We start from the raw sequence: 22,412 nt of genomic DNA on the forward strand, positions 1-22,412 counted from the left end.
GGGCTCAGATGCCCGATTTCACCTTGGTCCAGGCCCGGGTGCGCTGGCGCAGGGCCTTGCCTCCCAGGGTTTTGTCGGGGAACAGACGGGCCAGGGTAGCGGCGTCCAGATAGATGCCCGGATCTGCGAGCACTTCCGGCAGAACATGTGCATCTGCGGCCGCATTTGCATTGGCAAAGAAGACGGTGTCGGAGACTTCGGCGATCACCTCGGGCTGCAGCATTTAGTCGATGAAGGCATAGGCCGCATCCGCATTCGGAGCATCCTCCGGGATCGCCATCAGGTCGATCCACATCAGCGTGCCCTCCTTGGGAATGGGATACAGGATTTCCACCCCGTTGCCGACCTCCAGCGCGCGGGCCTGGGCAATGCCCGCGTCACCGGAATACATCACCGCCAGGCAGGTCGGTGGAGGGCTTCTGGTTGCTGAAGTAGCGGATGTTCTCTGCCGCCCCGGCCAGCAGCTTCTGCGCCTTGGCGATCTCGCCCTGGCCCTCGGAATAGGGGTCCGCACCGAGGTAGTTCAGGGTGACCGACAGCATCTCAACCGGCGAACCCAGCACCCCGATGCCGCAGTCCGCAAGCTTGGACGCATAGTCCGGATTGAACAGCAATTCCCAGCTGTCGACCGGCATGCCCCCCAGCCGCAAAGTCCCGGCCGCGGCGGAAGCTCTCCATTGGGGGTGCGAAGGCCTTGATAGCCATGGCACTCACGGGCCCAATTCCAGGGGCCGTTTGTAGTCGCGCCGTTTCGGGATCATCGCGTGCCTCGTCGCGCAGGCGACGTTCAATTACAGCGATCCGCTCGTTGCAAACTTGAAGGTGGTCGAGATGGACGCGGGCCAGTTCGACGACGAGAGGGGGCAGATCAACCTCGGGGTCTTCGATCCGCGCCATGAGCGACTTTATGGAGGCCAATCCCGCTGGCGCGATGACGCCATATTCCATGAGATGTCCACGGAGCGCGTTGACGATCTGACTGCGCTGCCGGACTAACAGATCGCGTGTTTTGAACACCATGGCGCGGGCCAGCTGTTCGGCGGACTTTACGGCAACGAAGCGCATTGTCGGGCGGAACGACGCCTCGACGATGGCTTCAGCATCGTTGGCGTCGTTTTTCTGTCGTTTGACGAAGGGCTTCACGTAAATTAGTGGGATCAATCGGACTTCGTGGCCGAGTGCTTCCATTATCCGCCCCCAGTGATGTGCAGAGGCGCAGGCCTCCATAGCGACCCGACAGCGAGGATGGCGCTCCATGAACAATTGGAACTGCGCGCGCGAAAGTTTCTTGCGAAACACAACCGAGCCGTCCGCAGCTGCGCCGTGCAACTGGAACACCGACTTCGCCAAATGCACCCCGATCACCGATACATTCTCCATGGATACCACTCCTACCTATTGGACCAACCTCAACAGCTTGCCACGAAGCAGGCCGTTGGGGGTGGGGCATCCACACCATCAGTGTCCGAGTTTCGGGGGGTAGCTCAGTTCCCATAAAAAATGACCCAGAAACGACAGGATCAGCAGATCGACTTCAACGGGAATCGTACGGTTTAGGCGCATTTGTCGGACTCTCACAGTTTCGTTATATCCCTTGCGGCTTTGTCTTGACTCAAATCATGGCGCTACAGTGTCGAATCTTGTCGCTCTTAGCTATGGAGAACTGCCACGTGAATCTTTCTGCATGTAAAAATATGCTTCTTGCGGCGTGCCATGCGACGGCATTGGTACTGATTGTGGTATCGGTGCTGGCCGCAGGTGTCGCTCACGCTCATGTGGATGACGTCACGGTGGCTAGTCCTAGGGTTTCTGCCGTTACCTCCCTTCACGATGTTTCGTCCGAGGGGCCAGTATCCGCAAATGTGATGCCCGCGCATTGCGGGACGGTCGCATCCTGTCACACCCTGTTCTTCGGCAGCGCACAAAGCGCCACGATCGACCTTGGAGGCGTAAGCATCGTACCTGTCCCTCTGCAGTATTCGACGCCTCCGGCACTCGTTTTCGGTCTGTTTCGTCCTCCCCGGCACGGCTGAGTGCCTGCCGTTGATGCGGACCGCCAGACGGTTCGTTCAGCATAACTTCGTGCTGTCTCTTCATCGGCGCATTGCCCGTAATGCTTCGCCCTTTGCTGCGTCTACAGCTTCGAACGCCCATGAAAGGACCACAATCATGGAACCTTCCAAATCACTCCCCCGGGAACAGGTGACGCCGTCAGCGACGCAGACCAACTCTTGTTGCTGCGGCGATGTCGTAACAGCAGAACCGGCGGCACAAACGCCCCTCGGCACCGACCAGCCCACGCTCGAACCGGCGCGCCGGACAAGCGGCGGAGGCTCGCGCTGATTTTCCAGTGATCCGGAGCTCTGCTGCGCAAGGCGGACGCCCTACACCCTTCTTCAAGATGAAAAGGACCACTCCGATGAAAACTGCGACTCTCGCGACGGCTCTTGCCATTTCCCTATCCACCGCTCTAACCGCGGTATCGGCAAATGCCGATACTGCGCGCGTCTACATTCCCGAAGGCCGCGCAGATGCGATCCGCATCGTCGATGCTGTCACGGGCCAGGATGTAGGCCGCATTGTAGGTACCGAAGCGGTGCACGGCCTCGCTGGCAGCCCGAATTCCCGCTACCTCGTTGCAGGCAGCTATATGGAAATTGACCGCGATGACGCCACCGAAATGTCAAAGCCCGCTGCTGTCAGTGACGACGAACACGCGGCACACCATTCCAAACCCAAGAAAGCACTTGGGCCGAGCGATGCCGGTGTCAGCCTTTTGTCGGTGATCGACGCCGCAACCGGTGATTTGCTTCGCAAAATCGAGGTGCCGGGTGCCGTGCACCATGTAGCGATTTCGCCGGACGGACGTTTTGCCGTATCCACCCACCCAAGTAGCGACGGGATATCCGTTGCCGATCTCGACAATTTCGAACTGGTTGCCTGGATTCCCACGGGCTCCATGCCGAACTACGCAGTCTTCGGTACTAATCCAGGCATCGTTTATATCTCGAATGCTGGGAACGGGACAGTCAGCGAAGTTGATCTCGAGCTCGGGATCGTTCGCCGGAACATGATCGCGGGCGAGGCGCCCGAGCATCTGACGATGAGCTCTGATGGCGGCATGCTCTTCGTGGCTGACGCAGACATCGGTCGGATCGTTGAGATCGATCTGTCAACCGGCCGGGACGTGCGAACATTTGAAATCGGCGGTGAAATCCACGGCCTGGATTTGTCCGAGGACCAGGCGCACCTGATGGTCGCCGCCAAGGAAACGGATAGGATCGTGTCGATTGACCTGCGATCCGGCAACATCGTCGACGCTGTTTTGTCCCCCGCGCCCTACCACCTGACGACGATCCCCGGGACGGGGTCGATCTTCGTGTCAAGCCGCGACGAGCCCAAGGTCTGGATTGTCGACGGAAAAACGCTGACGGCAACCAAGGAGATCCCGATCGAAGGCGAGGGGCACCAGATGGTCGCACTGAGCAAGTAGACGTTCGCGACCCTTATTAGGTGAAAGGAGAACGATATGACCTTCCATGGCCAACCGACACTTCGCTTTCTCGGCGCGGCCGGTACCGTGACAGGCTCGCGTTACCTGGTCGAGTGGGCAAACCGCCGGATCCTGATCGATTGTGGGCTGTTCCAAGGATTCAAGCAATTGCGGCGGCGAAACCGGAAGCCTTTTCAGGTACGGCCAGGCACGATCGACACCGTTCTTCTGACCCATGCGCATCTTGATCACTCCGGTTATCTGCCGGCGCTGATCCATGCGGGATTTCGTGGCCGGGTGCTCTCAACCCCGGCCACGAAGGAGCTCTGCGGCCTGATCCTGCCCGACAGCGGGCATTTGCAGGAGGAAGAGGCGAAATACGCGCGGCGTAAGCAATATTCCGAGCACAAGAAGCCGACGCCTCTTTATACGCTGAAGGACGCGCAGGCGGCTCTGGAGCAGTTTGACACCGTCTCGTTCAACGAACGTATCGACCTTGGCGATGGGATCCGTGCCGAGTTCATTCCCGCTGGCCACCTGCTGGGGGCAGCGCAGATACGACTGACCATAAATGGCACCACAGTGCATTTCAGCGGCGACCTGGGGCATGCCAAGGATCCGATGATGCGCGCGCCGGTGCCATTCGGTGGGGCCGATGTGCTGGTCTGTGAGTCGACCTACGGGAATCGCAAGCACCCCGACATCGACCCTGAGGCGGAATTGGCGCCTGTTTTGAAGCGGGTCTTTGCGCGGGGTGGTGCGGTTCTGATCCCGTCTTTCGCCGTGGGCCGTGCGCAAGGGCTGATGTACCACGTCGCGCGGCTGATGAAGCGCGACGAAATTCCCTTCGCCCCGGTCTATCTCAACAGCCCGATGGCGGTGGATGCGACCGAAATCTATCACCGGCATCATGAAGAGCATCACGTCAGTTGGGAGGACTGCGTGAACATGTTCCGTGTCGCCAAACGGGTGAACAGCGTCGAGCAATCAAAGGAACTCAACACCCGACGAGGACCGATGATCATTATCTCAGCCAGCGGCATGCTCACCGGAGGACGCATCTTACACCATCTGGTCAGCTTTGGTGGTGATCGGCGCAATGCCATCATCCTCTCCGGGTTTCAGGCCGGCGGCACCCGGGGTGCCTCGCTGGCTGGCGGCGCACGCAACCTGCGCATCTTCGGACAAGAACACCGGATAGAAGCCGAGGTCGTGCAACTCGAGACCTTCTCTGGGCATGCGGATGCCGATGAGATCCTGTCTTGGATGGGCGCCGCGGCACCGCCGCGCATGACCTATCTCACCCATGGCGAGCCGGAGGCCGCGGATACGCTTCGACGCCGGGTCGCGCATGAACTTGGCCGCAACGTGCGGGTGCCCGAGCATCTTGAGACCATCCGGCTGGACGCTCCGAAATGACAGGACGCCACAATATCCTGCCGCTTGTGCCTGCCGATATCGACACCTATCGGCAGCCGGTCGTCTACATGCGCGAGGACTGCCACGTCTGTCGTTCCGAAGGCTTTACCACGCAGACTCGCGTCGAGATCGAGGTCGAGGACAAACGGATCATCGCGACGCTCAACGTGATCACCGGCGGCGATTGGTTGCCACCTGAAACCGCGGCACTCAGCAATACGGCATGGGAGGCGCTTGCCCTGCAAACAGGTGCTGTCGGCCGGTTTTCGCACCCCGAACAACCGGCATCAGCTTCGGCGATCCGCACCAAGGTCTATGGCGGCCGGCTAGATAACGCCGCTTGCCGCGCGATCATCTCAGATACCATCCAAAGACGGCTCTCGGACCTGGACCTGGCCGCCTTCGTGACGTCCTGCGCCGGAGACCGGATGGATGAGGCCGAAACCATCGCTCTGACATTGGCAATGCGGGACGCGGGCGCACGGCTCGACTGGGGCAAGGGACCCGTTCTCGACAAGCATTGTGTCGGAGGCCTTCCAGGCAATCGAACGACGCCGATCGTCGTGGCGATCGTGGCGGCCGCGGGGCACCTGATCCCAAAGACATCGAGCCGGGCCATCACGTCGCCCGCGGGCACCGCCGACACGATGGAGGTCATGGCACCCGTCGCCTTGGACCAGGCGGCAATGCGAAGCGTCGTCGAGGCTGAGGGCGGCTGCATCGTCTGGGGCCGCCGGCTGGACCTGAGCCCCGCCGACGACATGCTGATCCGGATCGAACGTCCGCTCGACTTCGACAGCGAAGGCCAGATGGTGGCCAGCATCCTGTCAAAGAAGGCAGCTGCGGGATCGAGCCACGTACTGATTGACATGCCAGTTGGATCTACGGCGAAGGTGCGCACCGAAGCCGCAGCCAAAACGCTTGCCGACAGGCTTCAGGCCGTCGCAGCAGCACTGGGCCAAAAGCTTTCAATTCATAGAAGCGATGGCTCTGCCCCGGTTGGTTGCGGGATCGGCCCGGCGCTTGAGGCGCATGACGTTCTGGCAGTGCTGAGGCGGAGCCCGCAGGCGCCCGCCGATTTGCGCGAGCGTGCCCTCGATGTCGCGGGGGCCTTGCTGGATCTGGTCGGATCGAACGGGCGCCAATGGGCAGGCGAGCTGTTGGACGATGGCAAGGCAGAGGCTAAATTCATGGCGGTTTGTACAGCGCAGGGTGGGTTCACCGAACCGGGCAAAGCGCCACAAATCCAACCGATCAAGGCCACTCACGCAGGACAAATTACGGCAATCGACAACCGTCGCATCGCCAAGATTGCCAAGCTCGCAGGCGCGCCTGGACGCAAAACATCGGGCGTTCTGCTGCACGCGCGCGTGGGAGACACCGTCGAAATCGGTCAGCCCTTGTTCGAAGTTCATGCAGAGTCACAAGGCGAATTGGCGTGGGCGCTGGAGTATGCCGCCAGTGGCGACAGCCCGTTCCGCGTGGAGGATGCGCCATGACCCCCTTCATCCTGGCCTTTCCGGAAATGGCGGCCTTGGCCAAAGACCTTGCCAAGCAGATGGGTGCAGGGACAGCAGCTGTTGACCTGCACCAGTTCCCCGACGGGGAAAGCCTCGTGACCCTTCCAGACAACATGAAGCGCCGCGATGTCGTCCTTCTGGCCACGCTGCGGGACCCGGACCCGCTGGCACTGCCGTTGCGCTTTGCGGCGACCACGGCGCGCGAACTGGGGGCCGCGCGCGTGGGGCTTGTGGCGCCTTACCTCGCCTACATGCGTCAAGACAAACGGTTCGCACCCGGTCAAGCCGTGACGGCCCCGCTGTTCGCGCAGTTTCTGGAGGACAGTTTCGACTGGCTGGTCACCGTCGATCCGCATCTGCACCGCATTCCGTCGCTTGACCAGGTCTTCGGCATTTCCGCAATCCGCGTTCGATCCTCGCCGTTTATCGCCGCCTGGATTGCGCGGGAGGTGCCGGACGCGGTCATCCTGGGTCCCGACAGCGAAAGCCAGCAATGGGTGGCCGAGGTCGCCAGAATGGCCGGGCGCCCCTACGAGGTGCTGACCAAGGTGCGATCCGGTGACAGGCAGGTGGATGTCAGCGTGCCCAAAAGCGACGCATTGAAGCACGGCACACCCATTGTTTTGGACGACATCGCCTCGTCCGGGCGCACAATGATCCGCGCGATGGAGCATCTGACTGCGGCCGGAATGCGGCCGCCCATCTGCGTGATCATCCACGCGGTATTTGCGGGCAGTGCCTACGAAGACATCCTTGCTGCCGGCGCCGCGCACGTGATCACGACGGATAGCATTCCGCATCACAGCAACGCCATATCGTTAGCCGATCCGCTGGCCACCAGCATCACTCACGCGATGTCTGCTAAGGTTGAAACACCAAACGGACAGACACTGTGGCCCTAAACGAATTCTCGACGGAACTGAAAACATGAACAACCACCAACACCATGCCGACGCCAATCACAACGCCACCGTCTACGTTTGCCCGATGCATCCCGAGGTGCGTCAGAACGGGCCAGGCGATTGCCCCAAATGCGGCATGCATCTGGTGCCCGAGGGCGAAGCCGGCGAACACGCGCATCACGACCACCACGCGCATGAGCATCACGGCCACGCGGGGGCAGGCGGCGGCGACTATGACACCGTGCCTGCAGGCTATTCCGGCGCGGTCTATACCTGTCCAATGCACGCCGAGGTCCGGCAGACACATCCTGGCTCATGCCCGATCTGCGGGATGGGGCTGGAACTGGAAAATGCAGCCATGGCCGAGGAGGGGCCCAACCCGGAACTGGTGGATTTCACCCGTCGGTTCTGGATCGGCACGGTGCTGACGATCCCGCTTCTGGTTTTCACCATGGGGCCCTACGTCGGATTTCCGGGCGTACGCGAGATCTTCGGCGAACGCACGACGCTTTGGATTGAGCTGGTGCTGGGCACGCCCGTGGTCTGGTGGTGCGGCTGGCCCTTCATGGTGCGTGGCTGGAACTCGTTCCGGACATGGAACTTGAACATGTTCTCGCTGATCTCGATGGGGGTTCTGGCTGCATGGGCGTTCAGCGTCGTCGCCGTCCTGATGCCGGACATCTTCCCTGACGGATTCCGCGATGCCGAGGGGCATGTCGGCGTCTATTTCGAAGCCGCGGCGGTCATCGTCACACTGGTCCTGCTGGGGCAAGTGATGGAACTGCGCGCCCGTGAAGGCACCGGCAAGGCGATCCGGGCGTTGCTGGACCTGGCCGCAAAGACCGCGCGGATCATCCGCGATGATGGGAGAGAAGAGGAAATCCCGCTGGAAGACGTGCAGGTGGGCGACCGGCTGCGGGTGCGCCCGGGCGACAAGGTTCCGGTGGATGGCATAGTCGTCGACGGGCGGTCATCAATCGATGAGAGCATGATCACGGGCGAGCCGATCCCGGTCGAGAAGGTCGCAGGCGAGACGGTCACCGGTGCCACGATCAACGGCACCGGAAGTCTCGTGATCGAAGCCAAACGCGTCGGCGCAGACACAATGCTGAGCCAGATCGTGGAAATGGTGTCGAACGCACAGCGCAGTCGCGCGCCGATCCAGAAATACGCCGACCAGGTGGCGGGGTTCTTCGTGCCCGCCGTCATCGGCATCGCACTGCTGTCGTTCATCGGCTGGGCCCTCTGGGGGCCTGATCCGGCACTCTCTTACGCCTTGATTGCGGCAGTGGCGGTGCTGATCATCGCCTGCCCCTGTGCGCTTGGATTGGCAACGCCGATGTCGATCATGACAGCAACGGGGCGCGGGGCGCAGGCCGGCGTGCTGATCAAGAACGCCGAGGCTCTGGAGCGGTTCGAGAAGGTCGACACGCTGATCGTCGACAAGACTGGCACCCTGACCATGGGCAAGCCGCGCTTGACCGCAGTTCTGCCTGAGGACGGGCATGACGAGGCCGAGGTGCTGCGCCTTGCAGCGACGCTCGAGAAGGGCTCCGAGCACCCGCTGGCCGAGGCCATCGTAGAGGGCGCCGAGGAACGCAGCGTGAAAATGGGCGATGCAGGCGACTTCGAGGCGGTCACCGGCAAAGGCGTCAAGGGTATGGTGGACGGCAAGGCTGTGGCGCTTGGCAACCGCAAGCTCGTGGAGGATCTGGGGTTGGAAGCGGGCCATCTGGCCGACGCCGCCAACACCCGCCGCGACGAGGGTGAGACGGTGATGTTCGTGATTGTCGATGGCGCGGTCGCGGGGTTGGTCTGTGTTTCCGACCCGGTGAAGGAAACCACGCCCGCCGCGCTGAAGGCGCTGCACGAGTTGGGCTTCCGAATAATCATGGCCACGGGCGACAATGAACGAACGGCCAGGGCCGTGGCCGCGCGGCTGGGCATCGACGAGATTCGCGCCGACGTCCTGCCCGAGGATAAGGCCCGCATCATCAAGGAACTGCAGGATCAGGGCCGTAAGGTCGCCATGGCCGGCGACGGCGTGAACGACGCACCCGCGCTGGCCCAGGCCGATGTCGGCATCGCCATGGGCACCGGCGCCGACGTGGCAATCGAGAGCGCCGGGATCACGCTGGTCAAGGGCAACCTCGACGGCATCGTGCGCGCCCGCAGGCTGGCCCGCGCGACGATGCGCAACATTCGCCAGAACCTGTTCTTCGCGCTGATCTACAACGCCAGCGGTGTTCCCGTGGCGGCGGGTTTGTTGTTCCCGCTCTTCGGCATCCTGATCAGCCCGATGTTCGCCGCCTTTGCCATGAGCGCCTCGTCGATCTCGGTGGTTCTGAATTCGCTGCGCCTGCGAAGCGCGAGGATCTGAATTTATGGAGCGAAGCATGACAAACGACAAACCGATCCCTCGGCCATTGCTGATCGTTGGATCAGCGATTGCGCTGACCACGGCGGCGGAGATTTTCTATCTCGTCGTTTGGGGCATGGTTCTGTTCCCGGCGGGCGACTGGGCGGGCAAGGTCGTCTGGACGCTGACATGCGGTCTTGCGATGGGCGCGGTGATCGGAACGCTCACGCTGCTTTGGGTCGAACCTCGTTACGCCGGCCGATCAGCGCTGCTGCGGGCGGCGCTTGTTGTCGCCGTCATCGGGTCTTACTGCGCCTGGCTGTGCAGCCGGATCGATATCCGCTTCGGCTATTTTGGCGGGGCAGAAGAATCCTCCCTCTTCATCCTGTCAGGAGTCATCCCGGCCGTCCTTGGCGGGCTCTTCTATGGGTGGATCGTCGCAATACCGAGGCAAAACGGGTGACAATATGCAGACGCCGGAGAATACAAGCATGAGCGGCCCCGGTCCCGAAAGCCACCGGCAGCGTGACCGGGCCGCACTTTATCGCGCCCATGACCGGAGTTTCGCCGATTGGGCTGCCGGCGCTGGGGTGCTCGCCCACGATTGCCTGACCCAGGTGCGCGTTCACGACATGGTCGATGCGCTTCACCAGCGCGGAGCCATCCCCGACAAGGCTTCCGGCTACGCCATTCTCAGGGCTGCGGACCAGATCGCAAACGCCGCGATGTGGCTTGTTGTACACATGACGTATGCCTGCACCGTCCGCGCCGACGGACAGGCCCTTCGATCCGAGGATTTCAAGCCGAACCCCGACGGTCACACCGGAGGATCACTCAATATGGTCCCCGCTTATGTTGGCTATCTCGCAGCCAATGCGCTCAGCGGCACGACGCGGTCCTGGCTGATGGGCCAGGGGCACTGCGTCGCGGCGATCGACGCGGTGAACCTCATCGTCGACAACATGTCGCCAGCGCAGTCAGAGCGGTATTCCTTCTCCGACGACGGGCTGACCAGATTTGTTCGGGACTTCTACTCCTATGGGATCGACGCCGGCGGGCGACCAACGTCGCCGCTGGGAAGCCATGTCAATCCGCATACGGCGGGAGGGCTGATCGAGGGCGGGTATCTCGGCTTTGCCGGACTTTTCTACGGGCACATGCCGGAGCCCGGAGAGCGCCTCGTCGCGTTCTTGAGCGACGGTGCATTCGAGGAACAGCGTGGCAGCGACTGGGCGCCGCGCTGGTGGAGAGCGGACGACACCGGACTGGTCACCCCGATCATGATCGCGAACGGACGGCGGATCGACCAGCGCACCACAATGGCCCAGGTCGGGGGAGTCGAATGGTTTCGTCGCCATCTTCGCCTGAACGGCTTTGACCCGATTGACCTGGATGGCCGGGATCCTGCCGCCTTTGCCTGGGCAATCCTGGAGATGGAAGAGCGTCTCGGCGCCTGCGCGGCGGCGGTCCTGCGTGGCGAGCAACCCTATCCTGTCCCGCTGCACTACGGCATCGCCGAGACGATCAAGGGCTTCGGCTTTCCCGGCGCCGGCACGAACCGGGCGCATAATCTGCCCCTCGAAGGGAACCCGCGGGGCGATGCTGGCGCACGCCAAATGTTCAACGAAGGGGCAACAAGACTCTGGGTGCCCGCGGACGAGCTGGCGACTGCTGTCCGGCAGCTGAACAACCATTCGGCAACCGAGCGCCCGAAAGAGCGCGACCATCCGCTGATCTCACGCAAACCTGTCACAGCCAACCTGCCGGAGCCGCCATGGTCGGCTGCTGCAGAAGGCGAGCCGGCCTCGCCGATGGCGGGGATTGACCAGCATTTCCGATCCATCGTCATAGAAAATCCCAAACTTCGCGTGCGTGCCGGCAACCCTGACGAGATGCGGAGCAACCGGATGAACACGACCCTCGACCAGCTGAAGCACCGCGTGACCGCGCCCGAGCCGGGGCTGGCGGAGTCGGTCAGCGGCTCGGTCATCACCGCTCTCAACGAAGAAGCGGTGGTCTGCTCGGTTCTCGCGAACAAGGGTGGTCTGAACGTCGCGGTATCTTACGAAGCTTTCGCGACGAAGATGCTCGGGGCACTGCGCCAGGACCTGATCTTCACGCGGCACATGATCGATGCGGGGCGCGAGCCCTACTGGTTGGGCGTGCCGCTGATCGCCACGTCGCATGCCTGGGAGAACGGCAAGAACGAGTTGTCGCACCAGGACACGACGGTGGCCGAGACGATGTGGGGCGAGATGTCCGATCTTTCCCGCGTCGTCTTTCCCGTCGACTGGAACAGCGCGACAGCCTGCCTTGACGCGGTCTACCGCTCGCGCGGCGTGATCTGGACGATGATCGTTCCCAAGCGCGAGGTCCCGAACCGGCTCTCTCCCAAGCTGGCGAGAATGGCACTGAAAGACGGTGCGGTCTGCCTTCGTGATCTGGGTGAGGACGCACCAGAACTGCTTCTTGTCGCGACAGGCGCATACCAGCTTTCAGAGGCCTTGCGAGCCTCCTCCCGTCTGGCTGAAGGTGGCGTGAGGCACCGGGTCATCCTGGTGCTCGAGCCAGGCCGGTTCCGCCTCCCGCGGGACGGCCGCGAACAGGAACACTTGGCCTCGAAGATCGTGGTCGACACGTTGTTTCCTGAAACCGTCAAGGCACGGGTCTTCCTGTCCCACACCCGACCGGAGCCGTTCTGTGGTCTCGTCCGTCCACTCGATACCGGCCCGCGCACGTCCAGGTTCCTCGGGTTTTGCGGCCGTGGCGGCACCCTCGACACGAACGGCATGCTCTTCGCCAACCGGTCGACCTGGGCGCACGTCATCACGGCAGCCGCAGATGTTCTGGGCCGTCACGCCGAGGAATTTCTGACGAGTTCCGAACTCGACGCGGTGAATGGCCGCCGCCCGCCGAAACATGCTCTCTTTGAGAGGGCCGACTCATGATCCTTGTCGCCTATGCGGCCCTCGCGGTCCTCGGTGTCTTTCTGTTTGAACGCGCCTACCTGTCGCGTTGGCTGGCGCCGCAAGATGGGTCAGCCCACAGTTGACGGATCATGTCACACAATCGGTTCGCGATGGGCGGCGTGCGGGCCTTGCAATGCTCATCGGTCTTGCTCTGGGTATGGTGGCCGCGAATTCGCCGCTGGCGGATACCTACGCGCTTATTCACCATCTGCCTCTGCGGGTGGGACCGGTCGCGTGGGCAATCGAAGCCCCCCTGATCGAGTGGATCAATCAGGGCCTTCTGGCGGTCTTCTTCTTTCTGATTGGCATCCACACAAATCATGAGCTGAGCCGAGGTGCGCTGTCCGAACCCGGCGCGGCCGTGCTTTCGGCAAGTGCGGCACTCGGCGGCATGATTGTGCCGGCAGCCATCTATCTTGGAGTCAATGTCGGAGATATTGTCGCCCTTCGTGGGTGGGCGATCCCGATCGCAACGGATATCGTGCTGGTCCTTGGTGTCCTTTCGCTTGTTTCAAGGCAGGTGGCACCCGCGATCATCGCCTTTGCGACGGCTGCAGCGATATTCGACGACCTCGGGTCAGTGGCTGTCATCGCATTGTTCTACGGAGAGTTCGATCAGCTTTGGCCGCTTTGGATCGTGGTTGGCGGCCTGGCAGGTCTGCTTCTGCTCAATCGAACCCGAAAGGCCTCGCTGGTGCCTTACCTTGCCTTCGGCTGCGTTCTCTGGGCAGGACTGATCATAACCGGCCTCGAAGGAGCCGTTGCAGGTGCAATAGTCGGGTTTTCCCTGCCGCTTTCGGCGTTTCCGCCAAAAGCGGCCGCGCGCGCCGAGCGGCGCATTTCGCCGTTTGCTCTGTTCTTTGTCCTGCCGGTCCTCACCTTCTTCAACGGCGGCGTCGTGTTGGATTTTGTTTCCGCTGACCCACAGGCATGGTCTGTCGCAATCGGCATTGCGATTGCTTTAATTGTCGGAAAGCCTTTGGGACTTCTCGGTGGAACACTTCTGGCGCTTCGCCTGCGCATCGGAACACTTCCTCCCGACACTTCGCTGCGGGACGTATTCGGGGTCGCACTTCTGGCTGGTGTCGGATTCACCATGAGCTTGTTCATCGTCGGCGCGGCATTCGATTCAACCCCGATTGCTGCAACGGCAAAGCTCGCAGTCGTGAGCGGTTCGGCTGTCGCCGCCTTGCTCGGCATCTTCGTTTTCAAAACACGCCGATCAGTCAGACAATAGAGAAGGTTAGCGCACTCCTAGTCCTCTGGTTCCACGCAGGGCCGCCAGTCCCACAGGCGGTTCATCGTCGCAAACAGGAAGGACGCTGACCAGGCGATCAGCAAGAGCCCGTTCAGCGCCTCGACACCGGTGAGAAACCGCAGATGCCCGGTTGGAACGATGTCACCGATCCCGAGCGATGTGTAGGTGACGGCCGAGAAGTAGAGGTAGTCAAGCGGGTGTGCCATTGCAGCCCCTTCGAAGCCACCGATCCCGAACACGGTCTCCGCAATCCAGAAGCCGCCCGCGAAGAGCCCGATCTGCAACAGATGGGTGAGAAACAACAGACTCACGATGGAAAGCACGCGCATATGCGGCCGCATGGGAACGGATGCCATGGGGCCTGAGCAGAGGCGCAGGGACATCAGATGCAAATACGCCGTAGCGACAAATAGGGCGACGGATATGGTTATCGAAATCAGCAATTTACGATCCCTCTTTTGATCTTGTCGACGCAAGAATGGGTTATGTCCGGATTACCGGGACGACTTCAATCCCTGCTGGGCGGGCCGAGAACCGTTCGCTCCAAAACCTGACCACCGGACAAAATGCCAGACAAACCGTTCGCAATGCGGATCGAGCCGAAACTGTGGTGACGCCCTGCCGGAAGATTGCTACCGTAGACAAAGCCGCGCAAACACTAATGTCGAGATCTGATCAGTGTGCCTGTCCCAAGAAGTCAGCTTTGCAGCCAGCGCCTTTCTGGTCGTGGGTGGAACCTATGCAGTCACGCGGGCCTGGGCAATCAATCGCCGATATCTGCCCGTTGCGCTGATGCCGGTCTTCGCGGGGCTGCAGCAGTTCACGGAAGGCAACGTCTGGTGGGGGGTGAACTCCGGCGACCCGGCCACCACGCTTCTGGGCGCGCTGGGATTCATCTTCTTCACCTGGTTCATGTGGCCCTTCTGGATCCCGCTGGCATCCTGGGTTTTGGAGCCCCCCGACAGTCGGCGTCGGCCCTTGATGGCGGTGATGTCAGTGGCCGGCCTTGCGTTCGGGCTGGCCCTTTACGTACCGCACCTGGCCAATCCGGATTGGGTTGAGGTGACGGTGAACCAGGATTCGCTGGCCTATGAAGGCACGATGTTCCTAGATTACCTGATGCCGCGCTGGATGACCTACGTGATCTATCTGGCCTTGATCATCCTGCCGCCAGCGATATCGACCTACTACCACATGCGCTGGTTCGCGCTGACCATCGTCGGGGTGGTCGTGGTCGACATCCTGTTCCTGCGCTACGCCTATATTTCGTTCTTCTGTCTGCTGGCCGGTCTTGGCACCCTTCACTTGATCTATATCATTGCGCGAAACAAATGCGCACGCGAATGTCCTGTCCTGTTTGCTTGAACGGCCAACCATCCGCGTGAGGAAGGACAGTAGCGATGTGTAAATCCGCAGGCCCAACTCGTAGCCGCGGCTGCGCTGAAAGCCAGGAGCTCTCGCAGACTCTTGTAACAAACCAGAGCGCGTTTTTCGGCTTCCTGATGAAGCGGCTTGGGAATCGTGCCGACGCGGAGGATGTCCTGCAGGAATTCTGCACGCGCGTTCTGGCGCGGAAAGATCAGCTGCGCGAGGCGAATCGCATGGATGCCTGGCTCTATGCGGTGTTGCGCTCGGCACTCAACGACCATTACCGCAAATCGGGCCGATCCCGTCGTCTGAGAGATGCTGTCGCGCAGGAGGCCCAGTCTGCTATGGTCGCGGATGACCCTGTCGAAGACATGGACGTGATCTGTAAGTGCGTCAAAGGGTTGGTCACCGAGTTGCGCCCGGGTGATGCGGAACTGATCCGCCGCATAGATATCGACGACGATGATCGCGCGATGGTGGCGGCGGACTTGGGGCTGAAACCCGGAACTCTTAATGTACGTCTTCACCGCGCCCGTGCCGCATTGGGTGACGCGCTATTAGCCCATTGTGGACCGTGCTGTCGGCATGGCTTTGACGATTGCTCCTGTCCACCACCAGGGTGTGAGCATCCAGTCGAAGAGACCGCTTGCGAGGAAAAAGACACCGTCTCGTAACGCGGTTTTGTAATGCTGTGCTCCTAACTGCGTCTTCATACCGAAGCCGCTCGGGAGGATCACATGACCAGGGAACCGACAGAAGCACAGGTGATCGCAGACCTGGTTTCGGATGTGTTCTGCGAGTGCCGAGGGACGGTGCAGGCCGATGTCGGGGCACTGTCGGGAGAGTTGTTTCTTGAGGTAGATGTCGAGGGTCGGAGTCTTCGGTCTGCAGCGGATTCCTTGGGGCTTACCCCGCAAGAGGCCAGAACGATTCTCTTTTTGTTCCGCCGTCAAATGGTCAATGCGCTGGTCGGTTCAGTGTTAGCCGAAGGGTTGCCAGCCGATCATACGCGCAGGGACGGCGCGCCAAGGGGTCAACTCTGAATGCCCCGGATGGGGCTGGTCGTGTTGCAAGGACAAGACCGACATCGGCGAGCCCCGCACGCATGTAACGAAATCACCGAGCAAGCGTCTTTTCTTATGAACCGCGCAAACAGCGTTCGTCAGGAAAGGAACACGGAAATGCTCGCAACTCTCATTCTCGCTGGTGCCCTCGCTTCTGCACTGCTCGCAGGCACCGCTATCGTCCGGCTACGTGATCGTCCCAAAGTCAAAGAGGCTGTCGTGGACATTCCGGTAGAAACCCCGAGACGCCCACGCCGGCACTGAGATCAGCACTCGGAATACCGCTTGAGAACCGTCGGAAACCGCGATGACGAACTCGACCAAGATAGTAATCGTCGGGGCTGGACCAGCCGGCCTTGCTTGCGCGATCGTGTTGGCGCGCGCCGGTCGCCAAGTGATTGTACGCGAGTGGAAGGATTGTGTGGGCCACAGGTTCCACGACGATTTCCAGGGGCTTGAGAGCTGGACCAGGGAACTGGACGTTCTCGAGGAACTGGCCGCCGCCGGGATCACCGCCGATTTCGACCATCATCCGTTCGAGCGTGGCACTGTGTTCGATCCGTCCGGACATCGGTATGCCGTGAAGGGACTGCGCCCGCTCTTCTACCTGCTCCGGCGCGGTCCGGGTCAAGGCACACTAGATAGCGCCCTTCTGGCCCAGGCCCGCGCCGCGGGTGTTGAGATCCGTTTCGGCGACTGGGTGAAGACGTTCGCCGACGCGGGCGTCCTGGCCGCCGGGCCGCGCGAGGCCGGCGTCATCGCCGCAGGGCACGTTTTCGAGACGGACATGCCCGACGGGGCCTGGCTCGCGCTTGGCCACGAGGTCGCGCCAGGAGGATACGCCTACCTGCTGGTTCAGGCGGCCTAGGCACGATCGCGAGTTGCATGTTCACAGGTTTTCGCGCCCATGCCGGACTTGAGATGCGCAACGCCCGCAGCTTCGGCGGGTATGGCGCCTACCGATCGCCTCGTAGCGCCATGCAGGGCGTGCACCCGGTAATTGGCGAGCATGCGGGCTTTCAGGACGCGCTTGCCGGATTTGGGATACGCCATGCGATCCGCTCGGGCGTTCTGGCGGCGGAATGTCTGCTGACAGGCAACGACTATGTCACCCGTTGGAAATCGGAACTTGGTCCGCTTTTGGAGGCAGGCATCGTCAACCGCTGGATGTTCGGCTTGGGCGGCAAAGTCGGCATGCGCATCGCCAGCCGCAAGTTGGCCACTGGCGATGCGGGGGGCGTGCTCCGCCGTGCATACTATCTGACCACCTTCAGGCGGCTGGCGCTGCCGTTTGCCCGCCGTCGCTATCGCAAGGCTCTGGAAGACCCGAGTTGCAGCCACATCAATTGCGATTGCGTCTGGTGCCGCCATGGCGATCACGGCGCATAGGGGAAAGGAATCAAGGTGGGGGAAATGCATGAAACACGATGAGATCCTTCGCGCGTCGAAGACAGATCGCCGCGCACCGGTGGCGTTGTGGCTTCTTGATCGCGAACTCCGCAGGGTCATCCGGACAGGAGTGCTCGAAGTTCGTTTGCCCGATGGCGAGACCAGGCGTTACGGCATGGGATCTTCTGCGATTTCAATCGCGATCCGCGACTGGCCAACACTCCGCCGGATCGCCATCCATCCTGACCTCGCTCTGGGGGAAACCTGGATGGAGGGTGGACTGACGGTCGAAAAGGGCGATCTCTACGGCCTGATCGCCCTTTGTCTTGAAAACTGTCGGAACGCCCGCTTGCCCATGCTGTGGCGGGTCCGCGACCGACTGAGGATGACGCTCAGGCGGTTCACAATGTACAATCCCATCCCGCGGTCGCGCCGGAATGTCGCCCATCACTACGATCTGGGCGACGGCCTCTACGACCTCTTTCTCGACCCCGAACGGCAGTATTCCTGCGCCTATTTCGAGACCTCCGAAGAGAGTCTCGAGATCGCGCAGGTTCAGAAGATGCGCCACATCTCGGCCAAGTTGCGCGTGCTGCCGGGACAGAAGGTTCTCGACATCGGTTCCGGCTGGGGTGGTTTGGGGAGGTATCTTGCCCGTGTGACGGACGCGCAGGTAACCGGGGTCACGCTGTCGGTGGATCAGCAGAAATACGCCACTGATCGGGCGCGGCGCGATGGGTTGGATGACCGGCTCCGCTTCGATTTGCGCGACTATCGCCACCAGACGGGCCGCTTCGACCGGATCGTGTCGGTCGGCATGTTCGAGCATGTCGGCGTCGGACACTACAGCGCGTATTTCTCCAAGCTTGCGGACCTTCTCGATGCAAACGGTGTGGCTCTGGTGCATACGATCGGGAGTGCTTGCCCGCCGCGTGCGCCTGACCCGTGGATATCAAAGTACGTCTTTCCGGGCGGCTATGTTCCGTCGCTCTCGGAAATCGTCCCGGAGGTTGAACGGGCGGGGCTCGTTATAGCGGACATCGAAGTGCTCCGCCTTCACTATGCCGAAACGCTGAAAGCCTGGAGGGAACGCTTCATGGCGCACCGGTCCGAGGCGGCCGCGCTGTATGATGAACGCTTCTGCCGGATGTGGGAATTCTACCTCGCGTCCTGCGAAGCAGGGTTCCGCCACAACTTTCTGGTCGTGTTCCAGATCCAGCTTGCACACCGATTGGATGCTGTCCCAATGACACGGGACTATATGGAAGCCACCAAAAGACAGCTGCCCCATTCGAGCCGCGGCAGGAATGCGGATACCGTGAAGTCGAATGCGCGCAGAGAGGACTGGGTCGCCGCCGAATGACCATCCGCAAGACATCGCTGATCGCCCTGGTCATGTTCCTGTGGGCCGTCTGCTTCCCTCTCATCGTAGCGGGTTTTGCCTACGCCCCGCATCTGACCTTCGCTTCCTTACGGGCGTTTTTCTCCGGATCGGCGCTCGTGGCCATCGGGATGATATTTGGCCGCCCCTGGCCGCGAGGCATGCGGGTATGGCTCACGATCATCGGCATAGGTCTCGGGGCCACGTCGCTTGGATTTCTTGGCATGTTCATGGCCTCGGAATTCATCCTGCCCGGACTTGCCACGGTGCTGGCCAACGCGCAGCCGCTGATGGCCGCGGTGCTTGCGACCGCAGTCTTGGGCGAGCGTTTGAGTGGGCGCGGCAAAGCGGGCCTCGCCTTGGGCTTTGTTGGCATCGTGCTGATCGCCGCGCCACAATTTCAGGCACCTGCCGGGAGCGCGTTCGGGCTCGGCGCTGCCTACATCCTTTTGGCCGCCCTGGGCATCACAATCAGCAACGTTCTTATCCGCGCGTTGGCAGGGCGTGCGGATACCCTGATGGCGATGGGAAGCCAGATGCTGATCGGTGGAATCCCTCTCATGGTGGGTGCGTTTCTTTACGAAGACCCGATATCGGTCACGTTCTCACCGCAGTTCGTTCTGATTCTGCTCGCGATCAGTCTCCTCGGTACATCGCTTGCCTATTGGCTGTGGAGCGAGATTCTTCGAACGACCGACCTCAGCCGCGCCAACGCATTCGCTTTCCTGGTGCCTGGCTTCGGACTTGCCATGGGCGCGGCCTTTTTCGGAGAGACCATCGGTCTTTTGACGAGTTTGGGAGTTCTTGTTACGCTTTTCGGTATCGCCATGACCAATACCGATCGTTCCGAAGCCGAATAGTCTCCGGCGTCCTGCGCGAAGTAATCCGCGGCAGCCAGGAAACCAAAAAACGTGTAATGTATCCGGCTCTCGGGCGTCTTGATTGTGAGGCGCTTTTGAACGCGCTCCTTGACAAAAGGAGGTCCCGAAATGACCAGCATCAGCAACACGCCCCGCGCCGCTCGGATCCCAATTCAGGCTCTGGGCTGGAGCCTCGGCATTTTCTTCGCGATCACCTACACGATCTGCGTGGTTTTCGACCTGGTCTTTCCCAGCCAGAGCATGACCAGCCTGTGGAACCCGCTTCTGCCATGGGTCGATGGCATCAGCCTCGGAGGCTACGTCGTCGGCATAGCCGAAACGCTGCTTTATGGCTGGTTCGTCGCGCTGATCTTCGGCCCGTTGTTCAACTTCTTTGCTGAGCGGAGTGCGTGATGGCCACGACCAGATCCCCAAAACGGCAGCTCAAGTCGGTAGCGACTGGACAAGCCGCTTCACCGGCCAACCAAAGCGGCCCGAAAACTGAAGAACCGAAGGCCGCGCAGGTCGAAAGCCCGACCGCTGCCACCACGACGTATCCTCAGGACCTGTTCGAACGCTGGGTTCTGTTCCTAGACACATTGCGCGAGCGCGCCGACAACATGATCGAGCACGAGCGGCGTGGAATGCCGCCGCTTCTGGATTTCAAATATGAAACCCTTCTCGACGCGCGCCACTTCGACCGTCCCGCCAACTACGCGCTTCTCAGGATCACCGAAATCGGCGAGGACTGCTGGGACGATTGCGTTGACATGGCCAAGCCGCCGGTGATCGTGGTCGACCCTCGCGCCGGCCACGGTCCGGGCATCGGCGGCTTCAAGCGCGACAGCGAGGTGGGCATTGCGATGCATGAGGGCCGCCCGGTCTACTTCGTGACCTTCTACCCGGAACCCGAGCCAGGCCAGGCCCTGGCCGATGTCCGTCACGCCTTGCGCCGCTTCGTCGAAGAAGTTGCCCGCCGCCATCCCGACCATGCGCCCATTCTCTACGGCAACTGCCAGGCGGGCTGGGCGATTACACTCTTGGCTGCTGACTGCCAGGGGCTTTCTGGTCCAATTGTCCTAAACGGCTCGCCGCTCTCCTACTGGGCCGGTGAAACCGGAACCAACCCGATGCGTATGATTGGCGGGCTTGTCGGGGGCACCTGGGCCGCGCATATGACCGCGGACCTCGGCGACGGGCGCTTCGACGGCGCGTGGCTCGCGCAGAACTTCGAGAACCTGCAGCCGGAAAAGGCGATCTGGGACAAATACGCCCACCTGTTCTCGCATTTCGACGGCGAACGCGAGCGATTCCTGGAATTCGAGCGCTGGTGGAACGGCTTCTACACGCTGAGCCGCGAGGAGATCCTTGCGATCGCCGAAAACCTCTTCATCGGCAACAAGCTGGAAACCGGCGAGATGCGGGTCTGCGAGGGCTGCACCGCCGATCTGCGACGGATACAGAACCCGATCGTGATCTTCGCCTCGGAGGGCGACAACATCACCCCGCCGGCACAGGCACTCGGCTGGATCCCGAAGGTCTACGCCGACACCGCCGCGCTGAAGGCTGCAGGACAGCGGATCGTCTATCTCGTGAACCCCCATGTCGGACATCTAGGCATCTTCGTCTCGGCCTCGGTGGCGCGGCTCGAACACCGCGCGATCCTCGAAAGCCTTGACGAGATTGAGTCTCTTGAACCCGGTCTCTACGAAATGAAGATCGACAATCCCACTGGCGATCCCGACTGCAAGAAACAGGCCTATTCGGTCAGCTTCGAGGCGCGCGACGTCTCCGAAATCGGCGAGGTGCACCCCGAGGATGCACTCAGGAATGTCGCACAAGTCTCGCGCGTGGGAGAAGCAGCCTACGACCTGTTCCTTGGCCCTTGGCTGAGGGCGCTGACCACACCACAATCAGCGGAGGCTCTACGCGCGATGCACCCGATGCGCTGGAGCAGCCTCATGTTCTCGGCGCGCTACAACCCGTGGATGGGTGCCGTACAGGCGATGGCCGCCTCGATCCGCCCGGACCGTGTGCCGCTGCCCGAAGACGACCCCCAACTGACGGCAGAGCGCGAGAATTTGGAGCGGATCGGGGCCAGTCTCGGGGCGATGCGTGTAGCCCGCGATCATGCCATCGCAACCCTTTTCAAGGCACTCTACGCCCCCGGCGCCGGCTTCGTAAATCAAGACAAGGATTAGATCATGCAATGGATCGTGGACAACTGGCTGATCCTTCTACTCGGCGGCGGGATGGTCGCCATGCATCTCTTCGGTCATGGCCATGGCGGCCATGGTCGGGGAGGCCGGAGAAAGAACACTTCCAACGACCGCACCGCGCATGTGCACGACACCCGGGATGCCCGCAGCGCCACAGATGAAGAAACGGCGACAGCTCGGGAACGTCCGAAGGATGACGGGCGGGCATGAG

Annotated in this window: 22 protein-coding genes and 1 pseudogene; 18 read left to right on the top strand and 5 right to left on the bottom strand. The window is 61.6% G+C overall.

The features are described from left to right. Positions 1–4: 4 nt before the first annotated feature. From AQUI_RS31705 to AQUI_RS26840, 4 genes and pseudogenes are all read right to left on the bottom strand, one after another. Positions 5–223: a hypothetical protein gene (locus AQUI_RS31705; protein WP_027256012.1), complete on the bottom strand. Its 219-nt coding sequence runs from the start codon at positions 221–223 to the stop codon at positions 5–7. Then, the gene (locus tag AQUI_RS31710; protein ID WP_245596838.1) at positions 224–391 is read right to left on the bottom strand and encodes a hypothetical protein; all 168 of its coding nucleotides are present in this window, start codon (positions 389–391) and stop codon (positions 224–226) included. Beyond that, positions 378–563, bottom strand: a complete 186-nt coding sequence (locus AQUI_RS31715; protein WP_027256013.1) for a hypothetical protein — start codon at positions 561–563, stop codon at positions 378–380. The genes AQUI_RS31710 and AQUI_RS31715 overlap by 14 nt, the downstream gene beginning before the upstream one ends. Before the next feature lie 79 nt (positions 564–642). Next, positions 643–1,380, bottom strand: a pseudogene (locus AQUI_RS26840) (IS110 family RNA-guided transposase); the annotation flags it as partial. A 1,039-nt stretch (positions 1,381–2,419) separates the two neighbouring features. Between AQUI_RS26840 and AQUI_RS0101910 the strand changes: the two are divergent. From AQUI_RS0101910 to nhaA, 8 genes are all read left to right on the top strand, one after another. Continuing rightward, positions 2,420–3,493, top strand: coding sequence for a YncE family protein (locus AQUI_RS0101910; protein ID WP_051371753.1), 1,074 nt, complete (start codon positions 2,420–2,422; stop codon positions 3,491–3,493). Positions 3,494–3,529: 36 nt separating this feature from the next. Further along, positions 3,530–4,912: an MBL fold metallo-hydrolase RNA specificity domain-containing protein gene (locus AQUI_RS0101915; protein ID WP_027256015.1), complete on the top strand. Its 1,383-nt coding sequence runs from the start codon at positions 3,530–3,532 to the stop codon at positions 4,910–4,912. Next, positions 4,909–6,411, top strand: coding sequence for a thymidine phosphorylase family protein (locus AQUI_RS0101920; RefSeq protein ID WP_027256016.1), 1,503 nt, complete (start codon positions 4,909–4,911; stop codon positions 6,409–6,411). Before AQUI_RS0101915 ends, AQUI_RS0101920 begins: the two co-directional genes overlap by 4 nt. Further along, complete coding sequence (locus tag AQUI_RS0101925; RefSeq protein WP_035919553.1) at positions 6,408–7,334, top strand: ribose-phosphate diphosphokinase; 927 nt, start codon at positions 6,408–6,410, stop codon at positions 7,332–7,334. The genes AQUI_RS0101920 and AQUI_RS0101925 overlap by 4 nt, the downstream gene beginning before the upstream one ends. An 85-nt stretch (positions 7,335–7,419) precedes the next feature. Further along, positions 7,420–9,714 carry a copper-transporting P-type ATPase gene (locus AQUI_RS0101930; protein ID WP_425411806.1) on the top strand — a complete coding sequence of 765 codons (2,295 nt, stop codon included), beginning with the start codon at positions 7,420–7,422 and terminating at the stop codon, positions 9,712–9,714. 16 nt (positions 9,715–9,730) lie between these two features. After that, positions 9,731–10,156: a hypothetical protein gene (locus AQUI_RS0101935; protein ID WP_027256019.1), complete on the top strand. Its 426-nt coding sequence runs from the start codon at positions 9,731–9,733 to the stop codon at positions 10,154–10,156. A 28-nt stretch (positions 10,157–10,184) separates the two neighbouring features. Then, entirely contained in the window at positions 10,185–12,641 is a 2,457-nt protein-coding gene (locus AQUI_RS0101940; protein WP_027256020.1) for a phosphoketolase family protein, read from the top strand. Positions 12,642–12,741: 100 nt separating this feature from the next. Then, on the top strand, positions 12,742–13,899 hold the full coding sequence (gene nhaA, locus AQUI_RS0101950) for a Na+/H+ antiporter NhaA (protein WP_027256021.1): 1,158 nt from the start codon (positions 12,742–12,744) through the stop codon (positions 13,897–13,899). 17 nt (positions 13,900–13,916) lie between these two features. Here the strand turns inward: nhaA and AQUI_RS26845 are convergent, their stop codons facing one another. Then, positions 13,917–14,276, bottom strand: coding sequence for a potassium channel family protein (locus AQUI_RS26845; RefSeq protein ID WP_245596839.1), 360 nt, complete (start codon positions 14,274–14,276; stop codon positions 13,917–13,919). Positions 14,277–14,598: 322 nt separating this feature from the next. Between AQUI_RS26845 and AQUI_RS0101965 the strand changes: the two genes are divergently transcribed. From AQUI_RS0101965 to AQUI_RS26860, 10 genes are all read left to right on the top strand, one after another. Beyond that, positions 14,599–15,285, top strand: coding sequence for a DUF6629 family protein (locus AQUI_RS0101965; protein WP_027256023.1), 687 nt, complete (start codon positions 14,599–14,601; stop codon positions 15,283–15,285). 35 nt (positions 15,286–15,320) lie between these two features. Next, positions 15,321–15,962: an RNA polymerase sigma factor gene (locus AQUI_RS0101970; RefSeq protein WP_027256024.1), complete on the top strand. Its 642-nt coding sequence runs from the start codon at positions 15,321–15,323 to the stop codon at positions 15,960–15,962. Between the two features lie 63 nt (positions 15,963–16,025). Further along, positions 16,026–16,331, top strand: coding sequence for a hypothetical protein (locus AQUI_RS0101975; RefSeq protein ID WP_027256025.1), 306 nt, complete (start codon positions 16,026–16,028; stop codon positions 16,329–16,331). A gap of 328 nt (positions 16,332–16,659) precedes the next feature. Further along, positions 16,660–17,220 (top strand): NAD(P)/FAD-dependent oxidoreductase, encoded by a 561-nt coding sequence (locus AQUI_RS0101980; protein ID WP_027256026.1) that lies wholly within the window; start codon positions 16,660–16,662, stop codon positions 17,218–17,220. A gap of 17 nt (positions 17,221–17,237) precedes the next feature. Further along, positions 17,238–17,741, top strand: coding sequence for a hypothetical protein (locus AQUI_RS0101985; protein WP_035919561.1), 504 nt, complete (start codon positions 17,238–17,240; stop codon positions 17,739–17,741). A gap of 28 nt (positions 17,742–17,769) precedes the next feature. Next, positions 17,770–19,104 carry an SAM-dependent methyltransferase gene (locus tag AQUI_RS26850; RefSeq protein ID WP_084294212.1) on the top strand — a complete coding sequence of 445 codons (1,335 nt, stop codon included), beginning with the start codon at positions 17,770–17,772 and terminating at the stop codon, positions 19,102–19,104. Further along, entirely contained in the window at positions 19,101–19,982 is an 882-nt protein-coding gene (locus tag AQUI_RS0101995; protein ID WP_027256028.1) for a DMT family transporter, read from the top strand. The genes AQUI_RS26850 and AQUI_RS0101995 overlap by 4 nt, the downstream gene beginning before the upstream one ends. 129 nt (positions 19,983–20,111) lie before the next feature. Then, positions 20,112–20,396 carry a DUF5676 family membrane protein gene (locus tag AQUI_RS0102000; protein ID WP_035919562.1) on the top strand — a complete coding sequence of 95 codons (285 nt, stop codon included), beginning with the start codon at positions 20,112–20,114 and terminating at the stop codon, positions 20,394–20,396. Then, positions 20,396–22,183, top strand: coding sequence for a DUF3141 domain-containing protein (locus AQUI_RS26855; RefSeq protein WP_084294214.1), 1,788 nt, complete (start codon positions 20,396–20,398; stop codon positions 22,181–22,183). The genes AQUI_RS0102000 and AQUI_RS26855 overlap by 1 nt, the downstream gene beginning before the upstream one ends. 3 nt (positions 22,184–22,186) lie before the next feature. Next, the gene (locus AQUI_RS26860; RefSeq protein ID WP_035919563.1) at positions 22,187–22,411 is read left to right on the top strand and encodes a hypothetical protein; all 225 of its coding nucleotides are present in this window, start codon (positions 22,187–22,189) and stop codon (positions 22,409–22,411) included. Position 22,412 lies beyond the last annotated feature (1 nt).

Source organism: Leisingera aquimarina DSM 24565, assembly GCF_000473165.1.
In the GTDB taxonomy this organism is placed as follows: Bacteria; Pseudomonadota; Alphaproteobacteria; order Rhodobacterales; family Rhodobacteraceae; genus Leisingera; species Leisingera aquimarina.

Bases quoted from the DNA above. Each gene is read 5' to 3' on its own strand.
- AQUI_RS31705 (WP_027256012.1), bottom strand. From the start codon at position 223: ATGCTGCAGCCCGAGGTGATCGCCGAAGTCTCCGACACCGTCTTCTTT.
- AQUI_RS31710 (WP_245596838.1), bottom strand. From the start codon at position 391: ATGTATTCCGGTGACGCGGGCATTGCCCAGGCCCGCGCGCTGGAGGTC.
- AQUI_RS0101910 (WP_051371753.1), top strand. From the start codon at position 2,420: ATGAAAACTGCGACTCTCGCGACGGCTCTTGCCATTTCCCTATCCACC.
- AQUI_RS0101915 (WP_027256015.1), top strand. From the start codon at position 3,530: ATGACCTTCCATGGCCAACCGACACTTCGCTTTCTCGGCGCGGCCGGT.
- AQUI_RS0101920 (WP_027256016.1), top strand. From the start codon at position 4,909: ATGACAGGACGCCACAATATCCTGCCGCTTGTGCCTGCCGATATCGAC.
- AQUI_RS0101925 (WP_035919553.1), top strand. From the start codon at position 6,408: ATGACCCCCTTCATCCTGGCCTTTCCGGAAATGGCGGCCTTGGCCAAA.
- AQUI_RS0101930 (WP_425411806.1), top strand. From the start codon at position 7,420: ATGCATCCCGAGGTGCGTCAGAACGGGCCAGGCGATTGCCCCAAATGC.
- AQUI_RS0101935 (WP_027256019.1), top strand. From the start codon at position 9,731: ATGACAAACGACAAACCGATCCCTCGGCCATTGCTGATCGTTGGATCA.
- AQUI_RS0101940 (WP_027256020.1), top strand. From the start codon at position 10,185: ATGAGCGGCCCCGGTCCCGAAAGCCACCGGCAGCGTGACCGGGCCGCA.
- AQUI_RS26845 (WP_245596839.1), bottom strand. From the start codon at position 14,276: ATGGCATCCGTTCCCATGCGGCCGCATATGCGCGTGCTTTCCATCGTG.
- AQUI_RS0101970 (WP_027256024.1), top strand. From the start codon at position 15,321: ATGTGTAAATCCGCAGGCCCAACTCGTAGCCGCGGCTGCGCTGAAAGC.
- AQUI_RS0101975 (WP_027256025.1), top strand. From the start codon at position 16,026: ATGACCAGGGAACCGACAGAAGCACAGGTGATCGCAGACCTGGTTTCG.
- AQUI_RS0101980 (WP_027256026.1), top strand. From the start codon at position 16,660: ATGACGAACTCGACCAAGATAGTAATCGTCGGGGCTGGACCAGCCGGC.
- AQUI_RS0101985 (WP_035919561.1), top strand. From the start codon at position 17,238: ATGTTCACAGGTTTTCGCGCCCATGCCGGACTTGAGATGCGCAACGCC.
- AQUI_RS26850 (WP_084294212.1), top strand. From the start codon at position 17,770: ATGAAACACGATGAGATCCTTCGCGCGTCGAAGACAGATCGCCGCGCA.
- AQUI_RS0101995 (WP_027256028.1), top strand. From the start codon at position 19,101: ATGACCATCCGCAAGACATCGCTGATCGCCCTGGTCATGTTCCTGTGG.
- AQUI_RS0102000 (WP_035919562.1), top strand. From the start codon at position 20,112: ATGACCAGCATCAGCAACACGCCCCGCGCCGCTCGGATCCCAATTCAG.
- AQUI_RS26855 (WP_084294214.1), top strand. From the start codon at position 20,396: ATGGCCACGACCAGATCCCCAAAACGGCAGCTCAAGTCGGTAGCGACT.
- AQUI_RS26860 (WP_035919563.1), top strand. From the start codon at position 22,187: ATGCAATGGATCGTGGACAACTGGCTGATCCTTCTACTCGGCGGCGGG.